The 23,559-nt window shown below is 70.0% G+C and carries 18 protein-coding genes; 5 read left to right on the top strand and 13 right to left on the bottom strand.

Annotated features, from left to right (window positions below; genetic code table 11):
- Positions 1-74 precede the first annotated feature (74 nt).
- The 6 genes from OEZ60_RS04690 to OEZ60_RS04665 form a co-directional block, all read right to left on the bottom strand.
- Positions 75-1,181 (bottom strand): ABC transporter ATP-binding protein, encoded by a 1,107-nt coding sequence (locus tag OEZ60_RS04690; RefSeq protein WP_263333704.1) that lies wholly within the window; start codon positions 1,179-1,181, stop codon positions 75-77.
- A gap of 221 nt (positions 1,182-1,402) precedes the next feature.
- Positions 1,403-1,648 (bottom strand): MoaD/ThiS family protein, encoded by a 246-nt coding sequence (locus OEZ60_RS04685; protein WP_263333702.1) that lies wholly within the window; start codon positions 1,646-1,648, stop codon positions 1,403-1,405.
- Positions 1,648-3,888 (bottom strand): xanthine dehydrogenase family protein molybdopterin-binding subunit, encoded by a 2,241-nt coding sequence (locus OEZ60_RS04680; RefSeq protein WP_263333700.1) that lies wholly within the window; start codon positions 3,886-3,888, stop codon positions 1,648-1,650. The genes OEZ60_RS04685 and OEZ60_RS04680 overlap by 1 nt, the downstream gene beginning before the upstream one ends.
- 1 nt (position 3,889) lies before the next feature.
- Complete coding sequence (locus OEZ60_RS04675; RefSeq protein ID WP_263333698.1) at positions 3,890-4,366, bottom strand: (2Fe-2S)-binding protein; 477 nt, start codon at positions 4,364-4,366, stop codon at positions 3,890-3,892.
- Complete coding sequence (locus OEZ60_RS04670) at positions 4,363-5,226, bottom strand: FAD binding domain-containing protein (RefSeq protein ID WP_263333696.1); 864 nt, start codon at positions 5,224-5,226, stop codon at positions 4,363-4,365. The genes OEZ60_RS04675 and OEZ60_RS04670 overlap by 4 nt, the downstream gene beginning before the upstream one ends.
- A gap of 114 nt (positions 5,227-5,340) precedes the next feature.
- Positions 5,341-7,380 (bottom strand): NADH:flavin oxidoreductase, encoded by a 2,040-nt coding sequence (locus OEZ60_RS04665; protein WP_263333695.1) that lies wholly within the window; start codon positions 7,378-7,380, stop codon positions 5,341-5,343.
- Positions 7,381-7,528: 148 nt separating this feature from the next.
- On the opposite strand from OEZ60_RS04665, the gene OEZ60_RS04660 reads away from it, so the two are divergent.
- Positions 7,529-8,164, top strand: a complete 636-nt coding sequence (locus OEZ60_RS04660; RefSeq protein WP_263333693.1) for a TetR/AcrR family transcriptional regulator — start codon at positions 7,529-7,531, stop codon at positions 8,162-8,164.
- A gap of 3 nt (positions 8,165-8,167) precedes the next feature.
- Here the strand turns inward: OEZ60_RS04660 and hemE are convergent, their stop codons facing one another.
- Positions 8,168-9,193 carry a uroporphyrinogen decarboxylase gene (hemE, locus tag OEZ60_RS04655; protein WP_263333691.1) on the bottom strand — a complete coding sequence of 342 codons (1,026 nt, stop codon included), beginning with the start codon at positions 9,191-9,193 and terminating at the stop codon, positions 8,168-8,170.
- Positions 9,194-9,303: 110 nt separating this feature from the next.
- Here hemE and hemC point away from each other — a divergent pair, with 110 nt between their 5' ends.
- A complete protein-coding gene (gene hemC, locus OEZ60_RS04650; protein WP_264772964.1) occupies positions 9,304-10,236 on the top strand; it encodes a hydroxymethylbilane synthase in 933 nt (310 codons plus the stop codon).
- 64 nt (positions 10,237-10,300) lie between these two features.
- Here hemC and OEZ60_RS04645 read toward each other — a convergent pair whose 3' ends face one another.
- Complete coding sequence (locus OEZ60_RS04645) at positions 10,301-11,719, bottom strand: FAD-binding oxidoreductase (RefSeq protein WP_263333687.1); 1,419 nt, start codon at positions 11,717-11,719, stop codon at positions 10,301-10,303.
- A 160-nt stretch (positions 11,720-11,879) separates the two neighbouring features.
- Between OEZ60_RS04645 and OEZ60_RS04640 the strand changes: the two genes are divergently transcribed.
- Positions 11,880-12,581 carry a YceI family protein gene (locus OEZ60_RS04640; RefSeq protein WP_263333685.1) on the top strand — a complete coding sequence of 234 codons (702 nt, stop codon included), beginning with the start codon at positions 11,880-11,882 and terminating at the stop codon, positions 12,579-12,581.
- Positions 12,582-12,596: 15 nt separating this feature from the next.
- Here the strand turns inward: OEZ60_RS04640 and OEZ60_RS04635 are convergent, their stop codons facing one another.
- Positions 12,597-13,211 (bottom strand): arylesterase, encoded by a 615-nt coding sequence (locus tag OEZ60_RS04635; RefSeq protein WP_263333762.1) that lies wholly within the window; start codon positions 13,209-13,211, stop codon positions 12,597-12,599.
- A gap of 79 nt (positions 13,212-13,290) precedes the next feature.
- On the opposite strand from OEZ60_RS04635, the gene OEZ60_RS04630 reads away from it, so the two are divergent.
- The gene (locus OEZ60_RS04630) at positions 13,291-13,989 is read left to right on the top strand and encodes an ABC transporter ATP-binding protein (RefSeq protein ID WP_263333684.1); all 699 of its coding nucleotides are present in this window, start codon (positions 13,291-13,293) and stop codon (positions 13,987-13,989) included.
- Positions 13,986-16,514, top strand: a complete 2,529-nt coding sequence (locus tag OEZ60_RS04625) for an ABC transporter permease (RefSeq protein ID WP_263333682.1) — start codon at positions 13,986-13,988, stop codon at positions 16,512-16,514. The genes OEZ60_RS04630 and OEZ60_RS04625 overlap by 4 nt, the downstream gene beginning before the upstream one ends.
- Before the next feature lie 62 nt (positions 16,515-16,576).
- On the opposite strand, the gene OEZ60_RS04620 is transcribed toward OEZ60_RS04625, so the two are convergent.
- The 4 genes from OEZ60_RS04620 to OEZ60_RS04605 all read right to left on the bottom strand — a co-directional run bounded on the left by OEZ60_RS04620 (position 16,577) and on the right by OEZ60_RS04605 (position 23,385).
- On the bottom strand, positions 16,577-19,024 hold the full coding sequence (locus OEZ60_RS04620; RefSeq protein ID WP_263333680.1) for a heavy metal translocating P-type ATPase: 2,448 nt from the start codon (positions 19,022-19,024) through the stop codon (positions 16,577-16,579).
- Positions 19,025-19,099: 75 nt separating this feature from the next.
- On the bottom strand, positions 19,100-20,311 hold the full coding sequence (locus tag OEZ60_RS04615; protein ID WP_263333678.1) for an efflux RND transporter periplasmic adaptor subunit: 1,212 nt from the start codon (positions 20,309-20,311) through the stop codon (positions 19,100-19,102).
- A gap of 3 nt (positions 20,312-20,314) precedes the next feature.
- Positions 20,315-22,684 (bottom strand): ABC transporter permease, encoded by a 2,370-nt coding sequence (locus tag OEZ60_RS04610; RefSeq protein WP_263333676.1) that lies wholly within the window; start codon positions 22,682-22,684, stop codon positions 20,315-20,317.
- Complete coding sequence (locus tag OEZ60_RS04605; RefSeq protein ID WP_263333674.1) at positions 22,678-23,385, bottom strand: ABC transporter ATP-binding protein; 708 nt, start codon at positions 23,383-23,385, stop codon at positions 22,678-22,680. The genes OEZ60_RS04610 and OEZ60_RS04605 overlap by 7 nt, the downstream gene beginning before the upstream one ends.
- Positions 23,386-23,559: the final 174 nt, after the last annotated feature.

Below are 23,559 nucleotides of genomic sequence, written 5' to 3'. Positions count from 1 at the left end.
GGCCCCCGCTCCGGGACAAGCTGCCAGGCCAAACGGATTGCGGGCGCGGGGGCTTGCGCCCCGCGCCCGGAGGCTCAGGCGTCGAGCGCCCGGCAATCGGTCGGCAGCCAGCCGATCTCGATCTGGCTGCCCGGCTCGAGCCGCACCTGGTCGGGCGCGTTGCGGGTCTTGACGATGAACTCTTCGTTGCCCGCGACCTTGAGCCGGGTGCGGAAGATGTCGCCCATATAGATGAATTCGAGCACTTCGGCCTTGAGCGTGTGGGCACCGGGCTGGAGTCGAGCCTTGTTGAACTCGACCCGCTCGGGCCGGATCGAGACGCGGGTGCGCTCGCCGGGCTTGGAGACGTTCACGGGCTTGGCGTCGATCAGTTCGCCGTCGTCGAGCTGGATCAGGGCGACGTCGCCCTTGATCTCCTTCAGGGTGCCGAGAAGGGTGTTGTTCTCGCCGATGAACTGGGCGACGAAGCTGTTCTCCGGCTCTTCGTAGAGCACGGCGGGCGGTGCGAGCTGCTGGATCCGGCCGTCGTCGAAGACCGCGATGTTGTCGGACATCGTGAGCGCCTCGGTCTGGTCGTGGGTGACGTAGACCGTGGTGATGCCGAGCTCATGCGCAAGGCGGGTGATCTCGAACTGCATGTGCTCGCGGAGCTGCTTGTCGAGCGCGCCGAGGGGTTCGTCCATCAGAACCAGTTCAGGTTCGAACACCAGCGCGCGGGCGAGCGCGATCCGCTGCTGCTGGCCGCCCGAGAGCTGCGCCGGGCGGCGGCCACCGAAGGCGCCCATCTGCACCATGTCGAGCGCGCGCTTGACCTTCTTCTCGCGCTCGGCCTTGGCCATGCCGCGCACTTCGAGCGGGAACGAGAGGTTCTCGGCCACGGTCATGTGCGGGAAGAGGGCGTAGTTCTGGAACACCATCCCGATGCCGCGCTTGTGCGGCGGGATGTTGTTGATCGGGCGCCCGCCGAGCTTGATCTCGCCGTGAGTCGCGGTTTCGAACCCGGCGAGCATCATGAGGCAGGTGGTCTTGCCGGAACCCGAGGGCCCGAGCATCGTCAGGAACTCGCCCTTTCCGACCGAGAGGTTCAGGTCTTTGACGACGAGCGTCTCGCCGTCATAGCTTTTCTGAACGTGCTCAAACGATACAAATGCGGGCGAACCGCTTGCTGTGGCGCTGGTCAATGTCGGGCTCCCCGTTGGTGTTTTGATGTCTTCTGTACCCGTGTGGTGACTAAAACGGAACCGTTCCCCGATTTCAACATGTTGTTTCAGTCCGGCGTCGGAACCTTATTTCCCCTGCGGCAGGCGCGAAGTTTGTTCGTATAGCGACGGAATGGCCCCCGGAAACGACCTGATTGCGTCAGCCCGTCGCGTAATCGATTCGCCGCCCCGCCTGCGACGCGTCAGCCGCCGGTCATGTAGGGCATGAGCACGACCTCGCTGTCGGGTCCGATCTCGGTGAACCAGGCCTCGCGGTAGATCACGCCGTCGAGCGAAAGCGAGATGCCGCGCGCGATCTGGGGTTTGAGGCCGGGATATTCGACCGCGAGCCGGTCGAGGAGCTGCTTGAAATTCGCCGCCTCGACCTCGACCTCGGCGAGCCCGCCAGTTGCCTGCCGGAGCGAACCCCAGAGCAGGACCTTGACCATCAGGAGCCCCCGAGGGCCTTCAGGATGCGCGGCGGCGACATCGGCAGTTCGCTCATGCGCAATCCGATCGCGTGCGAGACCGCGTTCGACAGCGCCGCAAGCGGCGGGACGATGCCGGTCTCGCCGACTCCGCGCACGCCGTAGGGATGGCCGGGGTTCGGGATTTCGAGGATCACCGTCTCGATCATCGGCAGGTCCGAGGCCACGGGCACCCGGTAGTCGAGGAAGGTCGGGTTCTGGAGCCGTCCGTCCTCGCCGTAGATATACTCCTCGTTCAAGGCCCAGCCGATGCCCTGCACCGCGCCGCCCTGCATCTGGCCCTCGACATAGTCGGGATGCACCGCCTTGCCGGCATCCTGAAAGACCGTGTAGCGCAGGACCTTGGTCGCGCCGGTCTCGCGGTCGACTTCGACATCGCAGAGATGGACGCCGAACGACACCCCGGCGCCGTCGGCGTTGACCTCGTAATGGCCGGCGATCGGGCCGCCGGTCTCGGCGGAGACGGCGGCGATCTCGGCCAGCGTCATCGGCGGGAACTTCCCGGCATTGGGGCCGGCGGGCACCGCCGCGCCGTCCTTCCACTGGACGGCTTCCTCGTCGATCCCCCAGATCTTCGCCGCGCGGGCGCACATCTTCCGGACCGCGTCGCGCGCGGCCTTGATCGTTGCCAGCCCCACCGCGAAGGTCACGCGGCTGCCGTCGGTCACGTCGTTGTAGCCCAAGGACGACGTGTCGGCGACGATCGTGCGGATGTTGTCATAGGGAATGCCCAGTTCCTCGGCCGCCATCAGGCTGATCGAGGCGCGTGATCCGCCGATGTCGGGGTTGCCTTCGGTGATGCCGACGGTACCGTCGGTGTTCACGTTGAGGCTCACGCAGGTATTGCCGCCGAAGTTGAACCAGAAGCCGCAGGAGAGGCCGCGGCCCTGGTTCGGGCCGAGCGGCGCCTTGTAGTGCGGGTGCGCCTTGGCGGCCTCCAGCGTCGCGACGAGCCCGATATCGGGGAAGGTCGGCCCGTAGGAGGATTTCGTGCCCTTCCGCGCGGCGTTCTTGAGGCGCACATCGAGCGGATCGAGGCCGAAATGCTGGCAGAGCTCGTCGACGACGCTTTCGACCGCGTAGATCGCGACCGGCGCGCCCGGCGCGCGGTAGGCGGCCTCTTTCGGGCGGTTGGTCATCACCGACCAGCCGTAGGTGCGCACGGCGTCGAGGTCATAGGCCGCGAAGGCCGCCTGGGTGCCGAACTCGGTCGTGCCGCAGGGGAAGGCGCCTCCCTGATAGCGCAGGGTCGCCTCGGCCGCCGTGATGCGGCCGTCCTTCGTCATGCCGATCTTGATGTCGGAGGACGACGAAACCGTCGGCCCGGTAGCCCGGAAGACCTCGTCGCGGCTCATCACGAGCTTGACCGGCCGCCCGGCCTTCTTCGAAAGCATCAGCGCGACAGGCTCGATGAAGACCGTGGTCTTTCCGCCGAAGCCGCCGCCGATCTCGGAAGCGGTGACACGGAGCTGGCTCGCCTCCATGCCGAGGATCCCGGCGCAGAGCGTACGGACGTAGAAATGGCCCTGCGTGCAGCACCAGAGGTCGGCCTTGCCGTCCGAGGTGACCGAGGCGAGGCAGGCATGGGGCTCGATGTAGCCCTGATGGGTAGCGGCGGTCTTGAATGACCGCTCGACGATCCTGTCGGCCTTGGCGAAGCCCGCGTCGAGGTCGCCGTGGCCGAACTCGAAATGTGCGGTGACGTTGTCGGAGAAGCCCTTGGGCACGTTCTCCTGCACCCGGCCTTCCTGCACCACGGGCGCGCCGGGTTGCATCGCCGCGTCGACGTCGGTGACATGCGGCAGGATTTCGTAATCGACCTTGATGAGCTTCAGCGCCGCCCGCGCGGTCGCCTGGTCCACGGCGGCGACTGCGGCGACGGCGTGGCCGTCATAGAGCGCGCGGCCGCGCGCCATGCAGTTGTCCTGCACGTCGCGGGTGAAATCGTCCTCCGGCACGCCGAAATCCTCGGCCGTGACCACGGCTTTAACGCCCTTCAGCGCCAGCGCGGCGGAGACGTCGATCGAGCGGATCCGGGCATGGGCATGGGGCGAGCGCAGGATGCGGCCCCAGAGCATGCCGGGCGCGGTGGCGTCGGCCCCGTACATCGCCCGGCCGGTGACCTTGTCGACCCCGTCGGGGCGGCGGACCCGCGTTCCGACCTGCTTGAACTCGCGCTTGCGGTATTCGTCCAAGGACATCTTAGGCCCCCCTCATCTCGGCCGCGGCCGCCTGCACGGCGCGGATGATCTTGTCGTAGCCGGTGCAGCGGCAGAGGTTGCCGGCGAGCCAGTAGCGCAGTTCCTCGTCCGTCGGGTCCGGGTTCTTCTCGAGGAGCGCCTTGGCGGCGACGAGGATGCCGGGCGTGCAGACCCCGCATTGCAGCGCCGCGCCGTCGATGAAATGGCGCTGCAGGGGATGCAGGTCGTCGCCGTCGGCCATGCCCTCGATGGTCGCGATCTCGGCCCCCTCGGCCTCGGCGCCGAGGACGAGGCAGGAGCAGACGAGCCGTCCGTTGACGGTCACCGAACAGGCGCCGCAATCGCCGGTGCCGCAACCTTCCTTGGCGCCGGTGAGGCCGAGCCGGTTCCTCAGCACGTCGAGGAGCGTCTCGTCCGGCGCGCAGAGGAACTCGTGGGCGTCGCCGTTGATCGTGGTGGAGACATGGATCTTGGTCATCTGGAACCTCCGGCGCGGGCGTAAGCGATGAGCGCGGCGCGCCTGGCGAGCGTGCCGGCGGTCTTCGTGCGGAAGGCGACGGTGCCGCGCTTGTCGTCGATCGGCTTGCAGACTGCCTCGCAGGCCTGCGCCATCTTGGCGAGGATTCCGTCATCGAGCCTGGTGCCGACGAGGAGTGCGGCCGCCGCGTCGACCGCGATCACGGTCGGCGCCACCGCGCCAAGCGCGATGCGCGCGGTCTTCACGGTGCCGCCCGAGTCGAGTTCCAGCGACACTGCGGCGGAGGCAACCGCGATATCCATCTCGGTGCGCGGGATGAAGCGCAGGTAGGCGTCGGAGGCGCGGTCGGGCCGGGCGGGCAGGAAGATCGAGGTGATGATCTCGCCCCTCTTCAGTGTGGTCTTGCCGGGGCCGGCGGGGATCTCGTCGATCGGGCAGTCGCGCTCGCCCTGAGGCCCGGCGATCCGCGCGACGGCGTTCGCCGCCACCAGCGAGGGCACCGCGTCACCCGCGGGCGACGCGTTGCAGAGGTTGCCGGTCATGGTGCAGCGCCCCTGCACCTGGGTCGAGCCGATGAGCTGAACGCCCTCCGTCACGCCGGGCCAGAGGGCGCAGAGCGCCGCATGCTCGCCGATCTCGGCGCCCGAGACCGCGGCGCCGATGCGGAAACCGCCGGCCTCCGCCGTGATCTCGCGGATCCCGGGGATCTTCTTGATGTCGACGACGAGGTCGGGTTCGACGAGCCCCGAGCGGAGCTGGACGAGCACGTCCGTCCCGCCCGCCAGGACCCGCGTGAGACCGGTTTCCGCCGCCAGCGCGGCAGCGGCCTCGGCGGCGGTTGTCGCAGCCAGATATCGCATATTCCCTTTCCTCCCGACCGTCGTTGCGGCGCGCGGGCCAGCCCGTCACCCGAAAGTGCGGACCGGTCCCGAGACGTCACAATACCGGACGGGGCGAAAAGGGGAAGGGCGTGATCAGACGTCCTTCAGGAACCGCAGGCCATCGTAGATCGCCGCATGGGTGTTGCGGGCCGCGACCGCGTCGCCGATGCGGAAGAGCCGGAACCCGTCCTTCGGGCCGCCGTTCACGGTCTGCGGACGCCCGGCGATGAGCGCGTCGTAGTCGACCTCGCCGAGGTTCACCGACATCGGCTTCAGCTCGAAGTAGAGCTCGTCCATCGGCAGCGTACCGTGGTTCACCACGACCTGGTCGTAGTGCCGTTCCTTGGCGAGCGGCATGTAGTCCGAGCCGATCACCGCCTTGAGGCGGTTGCCGTCCCTCGCGACCGAGGTCAGGCGGAAGGTGACGGTGAAGGTCACGTCCTTGTCCTGCAACGACCGCATGTAGGGGACGAGGTTCATCGCCATCACGTCCGGCGCGAAGCTGCGGTCCGGCGTCATGATCTCGACCTTGGCGCCGGCCTTCGCCGCGACCTCGGCGGCCTGCAGCCCGGCATGGTCGCCCGCATCGTCGTAGACGAGGACGTTCGAGCCCGGCTTCACATCACCCGAGATCATGTCCCAGGAGGAGACCACGAGCTCGTTGCCGGCCTCCAGCACCTCTGATTGCGGCAGGCCGCCGGTGGCGATCACCACGACATCGGGATTAAGCGCGATGACGTCAGCGGCATCGGCCCAGGTGTCGAAGCGGAACTCGACGTCGCGGGCCGCGCATTGCGCCATGCGCCAGTCGATGATGCCGATCATCTCCTTGCGGCGCGGGTTCTGGGCGGTGAGCCGAACCTGCCCGCCGGGTTTCGAGGCGGCCTCGAACACGGTGACCGAATGGCCGCGCTCGGCCGCGACGCGGGCGGCTTCGAGACCCGCGGGACCGGCGCCGACGACCACCACCTTCTTCTTCTCGGCCGCCGGTGCGATGTCATGCGGCATGGTCAGCTCGCGGCCCGTCGCGGCGTTGTGCATGCAGAGCGCGTCGCCCGCCTGGTAGATTCGGTCGAGGCAGTAGGTCGCGCCGACGCAGGGCCGGATGTCGTCCTCGCGCTTCTCGATGATCTTGCGCACGACATGCGGGTCGGCCATGTGCGCCCGCGTCATCCCGATCATGTCGAGCTTGCCCGCGGCGATGGCATGGCGCGCGGTCGCGACATCGGGGATGCGGGCGGCATGGAAGGTCGGCAGGCCGACCTCGGCCTTGATCCGGCCGGCGAAGTCGAGATGCGGGGCGGAGGCCATCCCCTGCACCGGGATCACGTCGGTCATCGCCGGGTCGGTGTGGATCTGGCCGCGGATGACGTTGAGGAAATCGACATGGCCCGACGCCTTGAACATCTTGCCTACGGCGATGCCTTCCTCCTCGCTGAGGCCGCCCGGCGCAGTCTCGTCGGCGGTGTAGCGCATGCCGATGAGGAGCCTGTCGCCCACGCGCTCCTTGATCGCGGCGAGCACGTCCATCGTGAAGCGGGCCCGGTTCTCGAGGGTGCCGCCATAGGGGGCGTCGAGCTCGTTCGTCAGGGGCGACATGAGCTGGTCCATCAGGTGGCCGTAGCACTGCAGCTCGATGCCATCGAGCCCGGCCTCGGCCATCCGCTCGGCCGCATCGGCGTAGTCACGGATGATGCGGGCGATGTCCCAGTCTTCCATCTTCTTCGGGAAGGCGCGGTGGGCCGGTTCGCGCTGATGCGAGGAGGTCAGCGCCGGCAGCCAGTCGCCCTTGTTCCAATGCGTGCGACGGCCGAGATGGGTGAGCTGGATCATCACCGCACAGCCGTGGTCGTGGCACTCGTCTGTGAGCTTCTTCATCCAGCCCACGACCTCGTCCTTGTAGGCGAGGATGTTGTTGAAGACCGGCGGGCTGTCCTTCGACACCGCGGCAGAGCCCGCGGTCATGGTCATCGCGACGCCGGCCTTGGCGCGCTCGACGTGATAGGCACGGTAGCGGTCCTTGGGCATGCCGTTTTCCGGATAGGCGGGCTCGTGGCTCGTCGTCATGATCCGGTTCTTCAGCGTCAGGTGCTTGAGTTGATAGGGCTGGAGGAGGGGGTCTTTCGAAGCCATGGCGGTTCCTGTCCGAAGGCGCCCGGGTCGTGTCCGGGCGATTACGGAATCGGTTTTACGCCGGATTTGCAGGCGATGGAGGGTAAAAACCGACACATGTGTCGATTTTTTTCGACCCCGGTTCGCCGCGATCTGGTTATGAAGCGGCATGGAAGACATGGAATCGCTTGGGCGCGGCTGGCGCGGAACCGAGGCGGGCTGGATCGAGGCCGCCTATCAGCTGCTGATCGAAGGCGGGGTGGAGGCGGTGAAGATCCTGCCGCTCGCCCGGCGGCTCAGGCTGTCGCGGACGAGCTTCTACTGGCATTTCACCGACCGCGAGTCGCTGCTGGCGGCACTGGTGAAGCGGTGGCAGGAGAAGAACACCGGCAACCTCGTGCTCCAGACCGAGATCGCGGCGGCGACGATCAACGAGGCGGTGCTGAACCTCTTCGACTGCTGGGTGACGCCGGAGTTGTTCGATGCCGCGCTCGATGTCGCGATGCGGAACTGGGCGCGCACCGATTCCGACCTCGGGCGGGCCTTCGAGGCGGCGGACAACACGCGCCTCGCCGCGATCCGGGCGATGTTCCAGCGCCACGGCTACGGCGCCGAGGAGGCCGACATCCGCGCCAACACCGTCTACCTGACGCAGGTGGGCTACCTCGCGCTCGGCACCGCCGAGACGCTGGAGACGCGGCTTCAGCGCATCCCGACCTACCTTCTGACCTTCACCGGGCGTCCCGGATCGGCGGCGGAGCTGGAGACGTTCAACGCCCGGCACCGCGCCCGGATCGAAAGCTGATCCTCAGCCGCGGATCGCCGCGAGCATCCGGTGGACATTCTCGGGATCGGCGTCCGGCGTGATGCCGTGGCCGAGGTTGAAGATATGGGGGCCGTTCGAGAAGGCCTTCACAATGCGCCGCGTCTCCGTCACCAGCGCCTCGCCGCCGGTGACGAGGAGCGAGGGATCGAGATTGCCCTGGACGCAGCCGTCCGTCTGCACGTTCTCGGCCGCCCAGTCGGCCGCGACCGAATTGTCGAGCGCGACGCAATCGGCCCCGGTCGCCTTGGCGAAGCCGACATAGCGCTCGCGTGCCTCGCGCGGGAAGGCGATGACCGGCAAGCCGGGATGGCGCGCCTTGAGCGCGGCGATGATCCGCTTGGCGGGCGCGACGGCGAAATCGTCGAAGTCCTGGCCCTTGAGCGAGCCGGCCCAGCTGTCGAAAAGCTTCACCACCTCGGCGCCGGCCTCCACCTGGGCCGAGAGGTAGTCGATCGTCGCCTCGGTCAGAAGGTCGATGAGCGCGGCGAAGGTCGCGCGGTCGGCGGCCTTCAGCGCGTGGGCCGGACCCTGGTCGGGCGTGCCGCGCCCGGCGATCATGTAGGTTGCCACGGTCCAGGGCGCGCCGGCGAAGCCGATCAGCGTGACCTCCTTCGGGAGTTCGCGGGAGAGGATCCGCACCGTCTCATAGACCGGCGCGAGCGTCTCGTGAATCGCGTCGCGGTCCTTCAGCCGGGCGAGGTCCGCAGGTCCCGTGATCGTGGACAATCGCGGCCCCTCGCCGGTTTCGAACCAGAGATCGGAACCGAGCGCCTGCGGCAGAAGCAGAATGTCGGCGAAGAGGATCGCGGCGTCGAAGCCGTAGCGGCGAAGCGGCTGCAGCGTGACCTCGGCGGCGAGGTCGGGGTTATAGCAGAGCGACAGGAAATCGCCCGCCTTCGCGCGGGTTTCGCGGTATTCCGGTAGGTAGCGGCCCGCCTGGCGCATCATCCAGACCGGCGGCACGGGCAGGGTTTCGCCGGCTAGGGCGCGCAGGATCGTCTTGGTCATCTCTCACCTCTCGGCCCCTTTCACCCCGCCCTGCGACGGGATGTCAAGCGGATGCGCCAGCGCGGCCCATTGCAAGGGCATTCTGTCGCGGTTATGCCGGGCTCATGCAGATGCCCGACGTAACCAGACCGCTGAAGATCGGCACCCGCGGCTCGCCGCTGGCGCTGGCGCAGGCTTTCGAGACCCGAACGCGCCTCATGGCCGCGCACGGGCTGCCCGAGGACGCCTGCGAGATCGTGATCATCAAGACGACCGGCGACCGGGTGCTCGATCGGCCCCTGAAGGAGATCGGCGGCAAGGGCCTCTTCACCAAGGAGATCGAGGAGGCGCTTCTCGCGGGCGACATCGACATCGCGGTCCATTCGATGAAGGACATGCCGGTCGCCCAGCCCGACGGGCTGACGCTCGACTGCTACCTGCCGCGCGAGGACGTGCGCGACGCCTTCGTGTCGCCGTCGGCCGGGAGCCTCGCGGATCTGCCCGAGGGTGCGGTCGTCGGTTCCTCCTCGCTGCGTCGGCGCGCCCAGCTCGCCAACCGGCGGCCGGATCTGAGGATCGTCGAGTTCCGCGGCAATGTTCAGACACGGCTCAAGAAGCTCGAGGACGGGGTGGCTTCGGCGACCTTCCTCGCGATGGCGGGGCTGAACCGGCTCGGCATGACCGGGGTTGCGCGGGGGCCTATCTCGGTCGAGGAGATGCTGCCGGCCGTTGCCCAGGGCGCCATCGGCATCGAGCGGCGGCTGGCCGACAGCCGCGCTGCGGAGCTGCTCGCGGCGATCCATGACCGGACGACCGGCGAGCGGCTCGCCGCCGAACGCGCTTATCTCGCCACGCTCGACGGCTCCTGCGAGACGCCGATCGCCGGGCTCGCGGTCCATGACGACGACGGACTCTGGCTCAGGGGCGAGATCCTGAGGCCGGACGGCTCCGAGGTGATCCGCGGCGAGCGCCGCTGCGGGGTCAGGGACGCGGCCGAGGCAGGGGCGGACCTCGCGCGCGATCTGCTCGGGCAGGCGCCCAAAGGGTTCTTCGACTGGCGCTGAGGGGCGCGACGACGCCGATGCCGTTCCGCCGGACTTGACGGGGCCGAACCGTTTCGGCCGACGGTCAGGCCCGGCTTTCGGGCACGGTCTTTCCGGGATTGAGGATCCCTTTCGGATCGAAGGCCGCCTTCACCGCCCGCATCATGTCGAGCGCCACGGGATCCTTGCGCCGCCGCATCGAGCCGAGCTTCGACCGGCCGATCCCGTGCTCGGCCGAGAACGATCCGCCGAGATCGGCGACGATATCCTCCACCGCCTCGGTGATCCGGTCGTCTAGCGCGGCATCCTCTCGGCCTGGAAAGATTGCGAGGTGGATGTTGCCGTCGCCGAGGTGGCCGACCGTGTTGGTCACGGCGCAGGGGGCGAGGGCATGAAGCCCGTCCTGCAGCCGCGCGAGGAAGGTCTCGACCCGGTCGAGCGGCAGCGCCACGTCGAGATCGACGGCATGGCCGACCCCGGTCGCGATCTCCGCCGCCGCCTCGCGCCGGGCCCAGATCGCCGCGCGCTGGGCCTCGGACGTGGCGATGACGGCGTCGAGAACCAGCCCCTCTTCCAGCATGGCGCCGAGCGTCTCCTCGAGAAGCCCGGTCAGGGGGACGCTGCCGTCAGGGCCGGGGTCGGTGTCGCGGGGTGCGGTCGCGCCGAGCTCGACGAGGATCGTCACGTCGTGGATCTCCGCGAACGGCTGGCCGAGATCGGGGCGCCGGTCGCGGAGCTGTTCCATGTAGTCGCGCGGCATGAACTCGAAAGCCTCGACGAGGCCGCCGGTCGCGTGTTGCAGCCGGTTGAGCAGCGCCAGCGCCGCGGTCAGCGAGGGCGCGGCGAGCATCGCGGTCGCATGGGCGCGCGGGGCGGGAACGAGCTTCATCACCGCCGCGGTGATGACGCCGAGCGTGCCTTCGGCGCCGATGAAGAGGTCCTTCAGGTCGTAGCCGGAGTTGTCCTTGTGCAACTCGGACATGAGATCCATCACCCGCCCGTCGGCCAGAACCACCTCGAGCCCGAGGCAGAGCGCGCGGGTGGAGCCGTAGCGCAGCACGTTGGACCCGCCGGCATTGGTCGAGAGCGCCCCGCCGATCGTCGCCGACCCGCGTGCACCGAACCAGAGCGGAAAGTAGAGGTCCAGCGCCGCGGTCGCGTCGTGGAGGGTCGACAGGATGACACCGGCCTCGACGACGGCGGTTCGCGCCTCGGGGCGGATCGCGCGGATCCGGTTCATCCGTTCGAGCGACAGCATGAGCGCGCCTTCGGCCTCGGTGCCGCCGGTGAGGCCGGTGCGCCCGCCGGCGGGGACGACGGGAAGCGCCTCGACGCTAGCGAGGCGCAGGATCGCGGCGACCTCCGCGGTCGTGGCCGGGCGCAGGACCGCGCGCGGTTCGGACCAGTACCTGCCGGTCCAGTCGTCGCGGTAAGGGGCCGTGTCGGCGCCGGTCAGGACGTTTGCGGGGCCGACGATTTCGGCGAGCCGCTCGATGAGGGTCATGCGGGGAGCCTCCGGAGTCTGGCGCCACTTTCCTGTCTATGCGCGGCATTGGCCAGCAGAAACTAACTCGCGCCGCGCGGCGCGGCGCCGATCCGGAGCGCGGCCCGGACTCGCGCGTTGACAGCCGCCCGGCGCCGGTGGAGCTTGGCCGCCAGAGCCCATGACGAGGGAAACCACATTGCCGCCGTTCGCGCGTTCCCGCGCCTTCCTGATCGCCATCCTCCTTGCCGGTGCGGGTGCCGGCGCCGAGGAGCGTCCGGGTATCGTGCCGGTCGCCACGCTCGCGCCCGCGGGGGAATACCGCCTCGATCCGGCCCATGCGCGTCTCAGCGTCGCGGTCAGCCATCTCGGCTTCTCGAACTACACCCTCTACCTGACCGGGCTCGAGGCCACGCTGGCCTTCGACCCCACCGATCCCGAGGCGATGGAACTGAAGGCGCGCGTCGAACCGGGGTCGGTGCGGACCCTCCACCCCGATCCCGAGGTCGATTTCGACGCCATTTTGGAGGGGCCGGACTTCCTCGACGCCGCGCGTTACCCCGAGATCACCTTCGAGAGCCGCGCGGTGCGGCTCGTCGCGCCGGAGCGGGCGGCGGTGACGGGGGACCTGACGCTCCACGGCGTCACCCGCCGGATCACGCTCAGCGTGACCTTCAACGGCGGTTATGCCGGACATCCGCAGGATCCCGGTGGGGCGCGGGTCGGGTTCTCGGCGCGCGGCACGATCTTCCGGTCGGATTTCGGGATCACCTTCGGCCTTCCCGCGCCCGGCACCACGCTCGGCGTGGGCGACGAGGTCGCGATCCGGATCGAGGCGGAGTTCATCAATCCCGATGCGCCGGGGCCGCAGCTTGGCCCGTGACGCGCGCCGGGCGCCTCACTCCGCGCTGTCGAGCATGTCCAGCACCTCCGGCCCGAGCCCCTCGACCACGAGCGCCACGCCCTCGGCGTTCGGGTGCAGCCCGTCGGGCTGGATGTAGGCGGCGATCGCGGCGGCGCGATCCTCCTGCGCGAGGATCGGAGAGAGGAAGGGCGGGGCGAGGCGGGCGCCATGCTCCTTGGCAAGCTCGGGGTAGATTGCGTCAAAGGCGTCCTTGTAGTCGGGCCCGTAGTTGCCCGGTGCCGTCATCGGTACGAGGAGGACCGGAAGCTGGCGTTCGTCGGCCCGGTCGAGGATCGCGTCGAGATTGGCTCGCGCCTCCTCCGGCGGCAGGCCACGCAGGAGGTCGTTGCCGCCGAGCGTCACGATCATCGCATCGACCTCGGGCGTCAGCGCCCAGTCGATCCGCGCCAGCCCGCCGGCCGTCGTGTCGCCCGAAACGCCGCCGTTCAGGACCGTGACCTCGGCGCCATGCTCGGCGAGCCAGCCTTGCAGCTGCTGCACGAACCCCTCTTCGGGCGGCAGGCCGTAGCCCGCGGTGAGGCTGTCACCGAAGGCGAGCAGGGTCAGCGGCTCGGCCGCCGCCCCCGCCGGAACGAGCGCCGCGAGCAGGGCTGTGGCGCGGGCGAGGTTGCCAGCGCGCCCCCGGACCCCATATGGATTCGGAAGGTGGAACGGGCGGATAGACCGGATGAGCGAGACGATCCTGAAGATGGAAGCGGCCCGGCTGGTGCTGGAGGGCAATGCCGGTCCGCTGGAGATCCTGCGCGGCGTCACGCTGTCGGTCGCGCGCGGCGAAAGCCTCGGTCTGGTCGGTCCGTCCGGGTCGGGCAAGTCCTCGCTCCTCATGCTGATGGGCGGGCTCGAACGCGCCACATCGGGCCGGGTCGAGGCTCTGGGCCAGGACCTGACGGCGATGGACGAGGACCAGCTTGCCCGGTTCCGCCGGGGCAATATGGGGATCGTGTTCCAGTCCTTCCACCTTATTCCGACGATGACCGCGCTGGAGAATGTCGCGATCCCGCTGGAACTGGCGGGCAAGCGCGACGCCTTCGGCCGCGCGGCGGCGGAGCTGGAGGCAATGGGTCTCGGCGCGCGGATGGACCATTATCCGGCGCAGCTCTCGGGCGGCGAGCAGCAGCGCGTGGCGCTGGCCCGCGCCGCCGCGCCGCGTCCGGCGATCTTCCTCGCGGACGAACCCACCGGCAATCTCGACGGGGCGACCGGCGAGGCGATCATGGAGCTTCTCTTCGGCCTGCGCGACCGGCATGGCGCGACGCTCATCCTCGTCACCCATGCGCCCGAGCTTGCGGCGCGCTGCGACCGCGTGGTGCGGCTTCTCGACGGGCGGATCGCCGGTGAGGAACTGGCCCGCAAGGTGGCCGAATGACGCTCGCGCCCGCCGCCCGGATCGCCCGGCGCGAGATGCGCGGCGGGCTCGGCGGCTTTACCGTCTTCCTCCTCTGTCTGATGCTCGGGGTCGCGGCGATCGCCGCGGTGGGCACTGTCCGGTCGGCGATCGAGGTGGCGATCCGCGACCAGGGCGCGGTGCTTCTGGGCGGCGATGCCGAGATGTCCTTTACCTATCGCTACGCGAGCGAGGCCGAGCGCGGCTTCATGGAGCGCCGGGCCGAGCGGGTGGCCGAGGTCGTCGATTTCCGCTCCATGGCGGTCGCGGGCGCGGGCGAGACGGCCGAACGGGCGCTGACCCAGGTCAAGGGCGTGGATGCGGCCTATCCGCTGACCGGGCGGCTGGTGCTCGATCCCGACATGCCGCTGGCCGAGGCGCTGGCGGATGTGGACGGGGTGCCGGGCGCGGTGCTCGACCCGGTGCTGGCCGACCGGCTCGGGCTCGCGGTCGGCGACCGCTTCCGGCTCGGGCTGAAGGAGTTTCGTGTCGCTGCGCGGCTCCTGCGCGAGCCGGACGGCGCCACGTCGGGCTTCACCTTCGGGCCGCGCAGCATCGTGCGGAGCGACGCGCTCGCGGGCTCGGGGCTTCTGGAGCCCGGCAGTCTCTTCGACACCCATTACCGGCTCCTGCTGCCGGCGGGGAGCGACCTCGACGCACTCAAGCGCGAGGCCGAGGCGGCGTTCCGCGACACCGGGCTCCGGTGGCGCGACGCGCGGCGCGGCGCGCCGGGGATGCAGAGATTCGTGGAGCGGATGGGCTCGTTCCTGGTGCTGGTCGGGCTCGCCGGGCTCGCCGTCGGCGGTGTCGGCATCGGCGCGGCGGTGACCTCCTACCTGGAGGGCCGGGTCGAGACGATGGCGGCGCTGAAGGCGCTCGGGGCGGAAAGCCGAATGATCTTCGCGGTCTATCTCGTCCAGATCGGCGTGCTGGCGGGGATCGGCATCGCCCTGGGGCTGGTGCTTGGCGCGGCGTTGCCGGTTCTGGCCGGCCCGCTCATCGCCGCGCGGCTGCCGATCCCGGTCGAGATGGTCGTGACCGGCCGGCCGCTGGCCGAGGCCGGGCTTTATGGTGCCCTTGCCGCCGCGCTTTTCGCGCTCTGGCCACTGGCACGGACGCGCGAGGTGAAGGCGGCGGCGCTTTTCCGCGATCTCGGGCCAGGGCGGCGGCAATGGCCGGGCTGGCGGCTGGGGCTCGTGCTGGCATCCATCGCCGGTCTTCTGGTCGTCGTGGCCACGTCGCTGTCCGGCGTGCCGACCCTCGCGCTCTGGACGCTCGGCGGCGTCGCGGCGGCGCTTGTCGTGCTCGCCCTGGCGGCCTTCGCGCTCAGCCGGATCGCCCGGCGGATGGGCAAGCGCGCGCGCGGGCGCCCGGCGCTCAGGCTCGCGCTCTCGGCCATCGGCGGACCGCGCGAGGAGGCGCGGGCGGTGGTGCTGTCGCTTGGGCTCGGGCTCTCGGTCCTCGCCGCCGTCGGCCAGATCGACGCCAATCTCAGGGGCGCCATCGCCGAGGACCTGCCGGAGGTGGCGCCGTCCTATTTCTTCGTCGACATCCAGCCCGACCAGATCGAGGGCTTCCGCGCCCGGCTCGCCGATGACCGGGCGGTGACGAAGGTCGAGGCCGCGCCGATGCTGAGGGGCGTGGTGACGGAGATCAATGGCCGTGACGCGCGCGAGGTGGCGGGCGATCACTGGGTGGTGCGGGGCGATCGCGGTCTGACCTATGCGGCGGTACCTCCGGAGGGCACGAGGATCGTGGCGGGGGCGTGGTGGCCGGAGGATTACGCCGGGCCGCCGCAGATGAGCTTCGCGCGCGAGGAGGCCGAGGAGATCGGCCTGAGGCTCGGCGACCGGGTGACGGTGAACGTCCTTGGCCGCGACATCGAGGCCGGGATCACCTCGTTCCGCGAGGTGGATTTCGGCACCGGCGGCATCGGCTTCGTGATGTCGATGAACCCCGCGGCGCTCGCCGGCGCGCCGCACAGCTGGATCGCCACCGTCCATGCCGATCCGTCCGCCGAGGCGGCGATCCTGCGCGATCTCGCCTCGGTCTATCCCAACATCACCGCGATCCGGGTCCGCGACGTGGTCGACCGGGTCTCCGAGGCGCTGGCGGCGATCGCCCGGGCCACCGCGATCGCCGCCGGGGTGACGCTTCTGACCGGGGTCGTGGTGCTCGTCGGTGCGGCGGCGGCGGGCGAGCGGGCGCGGGTCTTCGAGGCCGCGGTGCTAAAGACGCTCGGGGCGACGCGCGGGCTGGTGCTGAGGAGCTTCGCGCTCCGTTCGGCGCTGATGGGGGCGGCGGCGGGGCTGGTGGCCGTCGGGTTCGGCGCCGGTGCGGGCTGGGCGGTGATGGTCTTCGTGATGGAGGGGGCGTTCCGCTTCGAGCCGGTCTCGGCCCTGTCCATCGTTGTCGGCGGGGCGCTGGCGACGCTGGTCGCGGGGCTTCTCTTCGCGCTCCGGCCGCTGGCGGCGCGGCCGGCGCAGGTCCTGCGGGCGCGGGACTGACGGCGAGGCCGGGGGGGCGCCGCCCCCGGGACCCCCCGGGGTATTTCGGCAATGAAGAAGGATCAGGCCTGTCTTTGCCGCCAGGGGCCGGCGCGGCGGAGCCGGAGCGCGTTCGTCACCACGAAGACCGAGGAGAGGGCCATCGCGGCGGCGGCGAGCATCGGCGAGAGCAGCATGCCGTTCACCGGGTAGAGGAGGCCGGCGGCGACCGGGATCAGCAGCACGTTGTAGCCGAAGGCCCAGAAGAGGTTTTGGCGGATGTTGCGCATCGTCGTGCGCGAGAGCCGGACCGCGTCCGCGACCGCGCCGGGGTCGCCGGTCATCAGCACGACCTCGGCGGCCTCGATCGCGACATCGGTGCCGGTGCCCATGGCGATGCCGATATCGGCGGCGGCGAGGGCGGGGGCGTCGTTGATGCCGTCACCGGTGAAGGCGGTCGTACCTTGCGACTTGAGGGATTCGAGGGCTGCGACCTTGCCTTCGGGCAGGACCTCGGCCTCGACATGGTCGATGCCGAGGTCGGCGGCGATGGCCTCTGCCGTGGCCTTGGCGTCGCCGGAGATCATCGCCGTCTTCACGCCCATCTCGTGGAGCGCGGCGATCGCCGCCCTGGCACCCGGTTTGACCGGGTCCGCGACCGCGAGGAGCGCGGCCGGCCTTCCGTCGACGACGATCAGGATCGGGGTCTTGGCCTCGGCGGCGAGGCGCGCGGTCTCGGGGACGAGCGGGGCCGCGTCGACCCCGGCCTCGACGAGCGCGCGGGAATTGCCGATGAGGAGGTCGTGGCCGCCCACGCGTGCGGCGAGGCCTCGGCCGGGCAGGGCCGTGGCGGTCTCCGCCTCGGGCGGGGTGAGGCCGCGCGCCTCCGCCTCGGCAAGGATCGCGCGGGCGAGCGGGTGTTCGGAGCGCGCCTCAGCGCCGGCGGCGAGGGCGAGGACGGTGTCGGCGTCAAAGCCGTTCGCCGGGATCAGGTCGGTGAGGCGCGGCGTGCCCTCGGTCAGGGTGCCGGTCTTGTCGAAGGCGACGATGCGCGCCTCGGAGAGCCGCTGCAGCGCGTCGCCGCGGCGGAAGAGGAGGCCGAGCTCGGCGCCGCGGCCGGTACCGACGAGGATAGAGACCGGGGTGGCGAGCCCCATCGCGCAAGGACAGGCGATGATCAGGACCGAGATCCCGGCGACCAGCGCATGGGTTAGCGCGGGGGCGGGGCCGACGAGGAGCCAGGTGAGAAAGGACAGCGCGGCGAGCGCCATCACCGCGGGGACGAACCAGAGCGTGATCCGGTCGACGAGCGCCTGGACCGGGAGTTTCGCGCCCTGCGCGTCGGCGACCATGGCGATGATCCGGGCGAGGACGGTATCGGCGCCGGTGGCGGTGACGCGGAAGCTGAGGGCGGAGGCGCCGTTCACGGTGCCGCCGGTGACCGGGGCGCCCGCGGCCTTTTCGACCGGGGCGGGTTCGCCGGTGAGCATGGATTCGTCGATCCAGCCATGCCCCGCGGTCACGATGCCGTCGACCGCGACGCGTTCGCCGGGTGCGAGGCGGATGATGTCGCCGGGGGCGAGATCCTCGACCGGCACGTCCTCGACGCCGCCGTCGCGCTCGATCCGCGCTGTTTCGGGACGCAGACCGATAAGCCGCCGGATCGCCTCGCCGGCCTGGCCCTTGGCGCGGGCCTCGAGGAGCCGGCCGAGCAGGATCAGCGTGACGATGGTGGCGGCGGCCTCGTAATAGACGCCGCGCGCGGCCTCGGGGAGAAGGCTGGGGGCGAAGGTCGCGACCGCGGAATAGGCGAAGGCGGCGAGGCTGCCGAGCGCCACGAGCGAGTTCATCTCGGGCGCGCCGCGCAGGAGCGCGGGAATGCCGTGGCGGAAGAAGAGGAAGCCGGGGCCGAGGAGGATCGCCGCGGTCAGAACGAACTGGATGCGCCAGGAATTGGCTTCGCCGAGCGTTCCCATGATCCAGTGGTGAAAGGCGGGCACCATGTGGGTGCCCATCGCGAGCACGACGACCGGGACCGCGAGCACGGCCGAGATCGCGACGGCGCGGCGGAGTTTTGCGGCCTCGTCGGCCTGACGGTCGCCCGAAGGTGCTGCTTTGAGGGCCGGCTTCGCCGTGTAACCGGCGGCGGTGACGGCGGCGGCGAGCGCCTCGGGCGTCGTGGTGCCGGAGGTGTAGCGGATGCGGGCCGACTGGGTGGCGAGGTTGACCTCGGCCTCCGCGACGCCCGGAACGGACTTCAGGGCCCGTTCGACCCGACCGACGCAGGAGGCACACGTCATGCCCTCGACCTCGAGCCGGGTCTCGATCTCCGTGGCCGGGTAGCCCGCCACCTTGAGCGCCGCGGCGAGCGTCACCGCATCGGTGCCGTCGTAGTCGACGCTCGCGGTGCTGGCGATGAGGTTCACCTGCGCGTCCTCGACGCCCGGCACGGCTTTCAGTGCGCGCTCGACGCGGCCGACGCAGGAGGCGCAGCTCATGCCCTCGACGGTGAAGGTGGTGTGGGTGGTCATGGAGCCTCCTTCCGCCGATAGATGTGGGGCGGAGCGGGGAAAGTCAAACGCGCGCGTCGCCGCAGGACCGTCCGCTCAGTGTGCGCCGCGATCGGTGACCGGCGTGCCCTCGGCGATGGCGTCGGAGGGGTGCAGGATCACCCGGTCGCCGGGGGCGAGGCCCTCGGTCACCTCGGCCGCGGTGCCGTTCCGGCGGCCGATCGTGACCGGGGTCAGGCGGGCGCCGCCGTCCATCTCGCGGAACACCGCCCACTGGCCCTCCCGGCGGAAGAGCGCCGAAAGCGGCACCTGGAGCACGTCGGCGCCTTCCCAGGTGACGATGCGCAGATAGACCGCGAAGCCGTCGCCGAGCCCCTTGCGCGTCTCGGGCGGGCTGGTGATGTCGAAGATCGCGTCGACGCGCTGCTCCTCGATGCCGAGGGCGGAGACCTTGGTGCGGGCCGAGGGTTCGACGCGCCGCAAAGTCGCCTCGAGCGGCACCGGGCCGCCCCAGCGTTCGACGATGGCGCGGACGCCGGGTTCGAGGCCCACCGCATCGGCCGAGAGAAGGTCGGCGACGATCTCCAGATCGTCGGTGCGGCCGAGCGAGACGAGCCTCGTGCCGGCGAGGACCGGCCGCTCACTGACAATGTCGACCGACAGCACCGTGCCGGTGATCGGCGCACGGAGCGTGATGCAGCATTGCTCGCCGGGGCCGGAGGCCGCGCCCGGCTCGATTAGCGCGGCGCGGGCGCGTCGCAGGGCGCTGGTCGACATCGCGACATTCGACTGCGCGGCCTCGCGCGCGGCGAGGCGGATCGAGAGGATCTGGGCCGCATCCTCGAGCTGGGTCAGCGAGGTGACGCCGCGCTCGGCCAGCGTCTGGGCGCGGTCGTACTGGCTCTGCGCGTGGGCGAGTTCCTCCTCGGTCTGGAGGAGCTGCGCCTCGGCGAAGCGGAGCGCCGCCTCGGCCTCCTGAACTGCGGCCTGGGCCTGCTGGCGTGAGCGCGCGTCGAGGAGGGCCGGAGCCGCCGGCTCGACCACCGCGACCACCGTTTCGCCCGCGATCACAGGGTCGCCGACCTCCACTGGCGCCCGGCGCGCGGTGCCGAAGATCGGGGTCGCGACATCGAAGACGTCGTGGATCCGGGTTTCGCCGTCGGCGTTCACGGTGACCATCATCGGCCCGCGCGCGAGTTTGGCGATGTCGACCGGCACCGGCTCGGTCCGGAAACCGATCCAGCCGAGCCCGGCCAGCGTCGCGGCGCCGATGAGGCCGATGATGTAGTGGCGCGGTTGCAGAGCCATGGGTCACTCCCTTGTTTTCATGACCGCGACGAGGTCGAGCCTGTCGATGCGGCGGCGCACGATGAGCGCCGAGACGAGCGCGGTGACGAGCACGATCAGGCTCGCGCGGGCGAAGGTGGAGGGGACGATCACGAAGGGGATCTCGTAGAGGTCGCTCGTCACGCCCTGGGTGAAGGCCCAGGCGATGCCCATGCCGGCGAGCCAGCCGAAGGGTTGGGCGAGGAGCGCGAGAACCATCGTCTCTCCGACGAGGATGAAGGAGACCTCGCCGCGCGAGAAGCCGAGGATCCGCAGGCTCGCCAGTTCGCGGGCGCGTTCGGAAAGCTGGATGCGGGCGCCGTTGTAGGTGACGCCCACCGTGATCAAGACGGCGATGACGATGTAGACCGTTGCGGTGATGTCGATGTTCTTCTGGATCGTGTCCTTGAACGAGCGCAGCATGTCGGTGAGCATGGCCGTCCCGGCGAGCGCCGGCATCTCGTTGAGCGCGCGGTGGAATTCGGCCCTGTGGGCCTCGTCGATCGTCACGTTGGCGACCGAGACGCGCGGCGCCTGGCGGCGGATCGCGTTCAGCGTCTCGAAATCGGCATAGGCGCCGAGGCCGATGTACTGCGGGATCGTCGCGTGGAGTGGCAGCGACACTGTCTCGCGGCGGCCCGACAGGAACTCGACCTCGACGGGATCGCCGATGGTGAGGTCGAGCTGCTCGGCCAGCCGCTCGGTGAGGACGAGCCCGCCGGGCGCCACCGCGGTGACCCGGCCCGCGTCGGTGACGACGCGCGAGAGATCGGAATCGGGGCGGCGCGCCTCGATCCCGGTGTGCTTTTCGAGATGGCCGTTGCGGAGGATCACCGCCTCGCTCAATTGCCCCTCGATCTGCATGGCGCCGGGCAGACTGCGCAACTCGTCGAGCGCGATCTCGGGCAGGTCCTCGGTGAACATCAGCACGACGTCCTGCCGGTTGGCGAGGCCGAAGGTGGTGTCGAGCATCTTGTCGAGCGCGTCGTCGAAGAAGCTCGCCGCGGCGAGGACGGCGACGGCCATCGAGAGGCCGAGGGCACTTGCCGCCGCGCGGACAGGCCAGCGCACGAGGTTGCGCAGGATCATCATAGCCGGCTGCGAGAGGCGCAGGCGGGCCATGATCCGGTCGATGAGCCCGCGGCGGAAACGCGGCGGCGCGGGTGGCTGCATCGCGACGGCTGGCGGCAGGCGCGCGGCCTTCAGCGCCACCCTGAGCGCGCCGAAGGCGGCCGAGCCGAGGCCGATCAGGCCGGAGATCGCGTAGACCGTCCAGGAGCCGCGGAAGATCAGGTAGGGGAAGTTGAAGAAATCGGCGTAGAGCGTGGCGAGCCCGTGCGCCATCCAGGCACCGAAGCCCCAGCCGACGAGGATGCCGACCACCGCCGTCAGCCCGGCGAGCATCAGGTAGTGCATCGCGATCGCGGTGTTGGAATAGCCCAGAGCCTTCAGGAGCCCGATCTCTGAGCGTTCGAGCGCCACGATGCGGCCGAGCACCATGTTCACGAGGAAGGCGGCGACGCCGAAGAAGATCGGCGGTAGCACGACCGTCATGGTCCAGAGCTGGTCCATCTCGGAGGAGACGAAACTGTCGGAGATCTGGCGGTCGCGGCCATAGGCGCCGGTGCCGCCATAGGGGTCGAGCAGGGCGTCGAGCCGGTCGATCACCTCGGCCTCGCTCGCGCCGGCATAGAGCGCGATGGTCACGCTGTTGAAGGCGCCCGACATGTCGAAGGCGGCCTGCACCGCGCGTTCGGGCATCCAGATGACCGCGAAGCCCTCCTTGTCGGGCATCAGCGCGCCGGGGCCGAGCGCGTATATGAATTCGGGCGAGAGCACGGTTCCGGTGATCGTGAGCTCGCGCCGCGCGCCGTTCAGGTTGGCCGAGAAGCGGTCGCCGGGCCGGTAGCCGTTGGCGAGCGCGAAGGGCTCGTTGACCGCGACCTCGGCCTCGGCATCGGGGTCGGGCAGGCGGCCCGAGCGCAGGATCGGCAGGTTGAGGAGCGGCTCCCCCGAGGCGGGCAGCGAGAGGATCTGGCCGACCGCGACCTCCTCGCGCCCCGGCAGGTCGAGCATCACCATGCCCTCGGTCCGCGCCTCGGCGGTGCGGATGCCGGGGATCGCGGCGATCTCGGGCAGGAGCGACATCGGCGCGCGCCGCGCCGGCGCCCAAAGATCGGCGAGACGGTTGCGCCCGTAATAGGCGTCGCGGCTGTCGCCGAGCGCCTGGTACATGCCGAACGAGGTCAACAGCGCCGCGACCCCGCAGGCCAGCACCATCGAGATCGCGAGAACCTGCGCCCAGAGGCGGAAGAAGTCGCGCAGGAGCTTGCGGTCGAGCGCGTGCATCACCATTCGATCTCCGAGGGCGCGAGGCGGGTGTCATTGGTCTCGACCGAGGAGATGCGGCCGTCCTGGAAGCGGAGAACCCGGTGCGCCATCTTCCGGATCATCGCGTTGTGGGTGATCACCACGGTCGCGGTTCCGAGCTCGTCGTTCACGCGCTGAAGCGCCTCGAGCACCTGGACGCCGGTCTTGCTGTCCAATGCGCCGGTCGGTTCGTCGCAAAGGAGCACTTCGGGCCGCTTGGCGATGGCCCGCGCGATCGCCACCCGCTGCTGCTCGCCACCCGAAAGCTCGGCCGGAAAATGGTCGAGCCGCGGTTCGAGCCCGACGAGCGCGAGGGCCTCGGCCGGGCGCATCGGGTGCTTCGAGACATCGGTGACGAGCTGGACATTCTCGCGCGCGGTGAGCGAGGCGACGAGGTTGTAGAACTGGAAGACGAAGCCGACATGGTCGCGCCGGTAGGCGGTGAGCTGGCGGTCGCCCATCCCGGTGAGCTCCAGATCGCGGAACCAGACCCGGCCCGAGGTCGCGGTGTCGAGCCCGCCGAGGATGTTCAGAAGCGTCGACTTGCCCGAGCCGGAGGGGCCGAGCAGGACAGTCAGCTCGCCCTCGTAAAGCTCCAGATCGACGCCGGCGAGGGCGTGGACCTTCACCTTGCCGGTGTCGTAGACCTTGGTGAGGTTCTCGGTTCTGAAGACGGGCGGGGCCATGGCTTGTCCTTTGCGATCCTATCGCCCGGCACGCGGGCCGCGTCATTGATCTGGCGCAATAGAAGGCCGGCGGATCGGGCACGCACAGGTCCGAGGATGGCATATTCGCGCCCTAACACGGCCAGATTCTTCGGAAAAAACAGATCGAAAAGGACAAATCTGGGTTAGACTGGT

This window comes from Albidovulum salinarum (assembly GCF_025673475.1).
GTDB classification, from domain to species: domain Bacteria; phylum Pseudomonadota; class Alphaproteobacteria; order Rhodobacterales; family Rhodobacteraceae; genus Albidovulum; species Albidovulum salinarum.
Note: the sequence above shows the minus strand (reverse complement) of the source record. Positions and strands in the feature narration are given on the sequence as shown.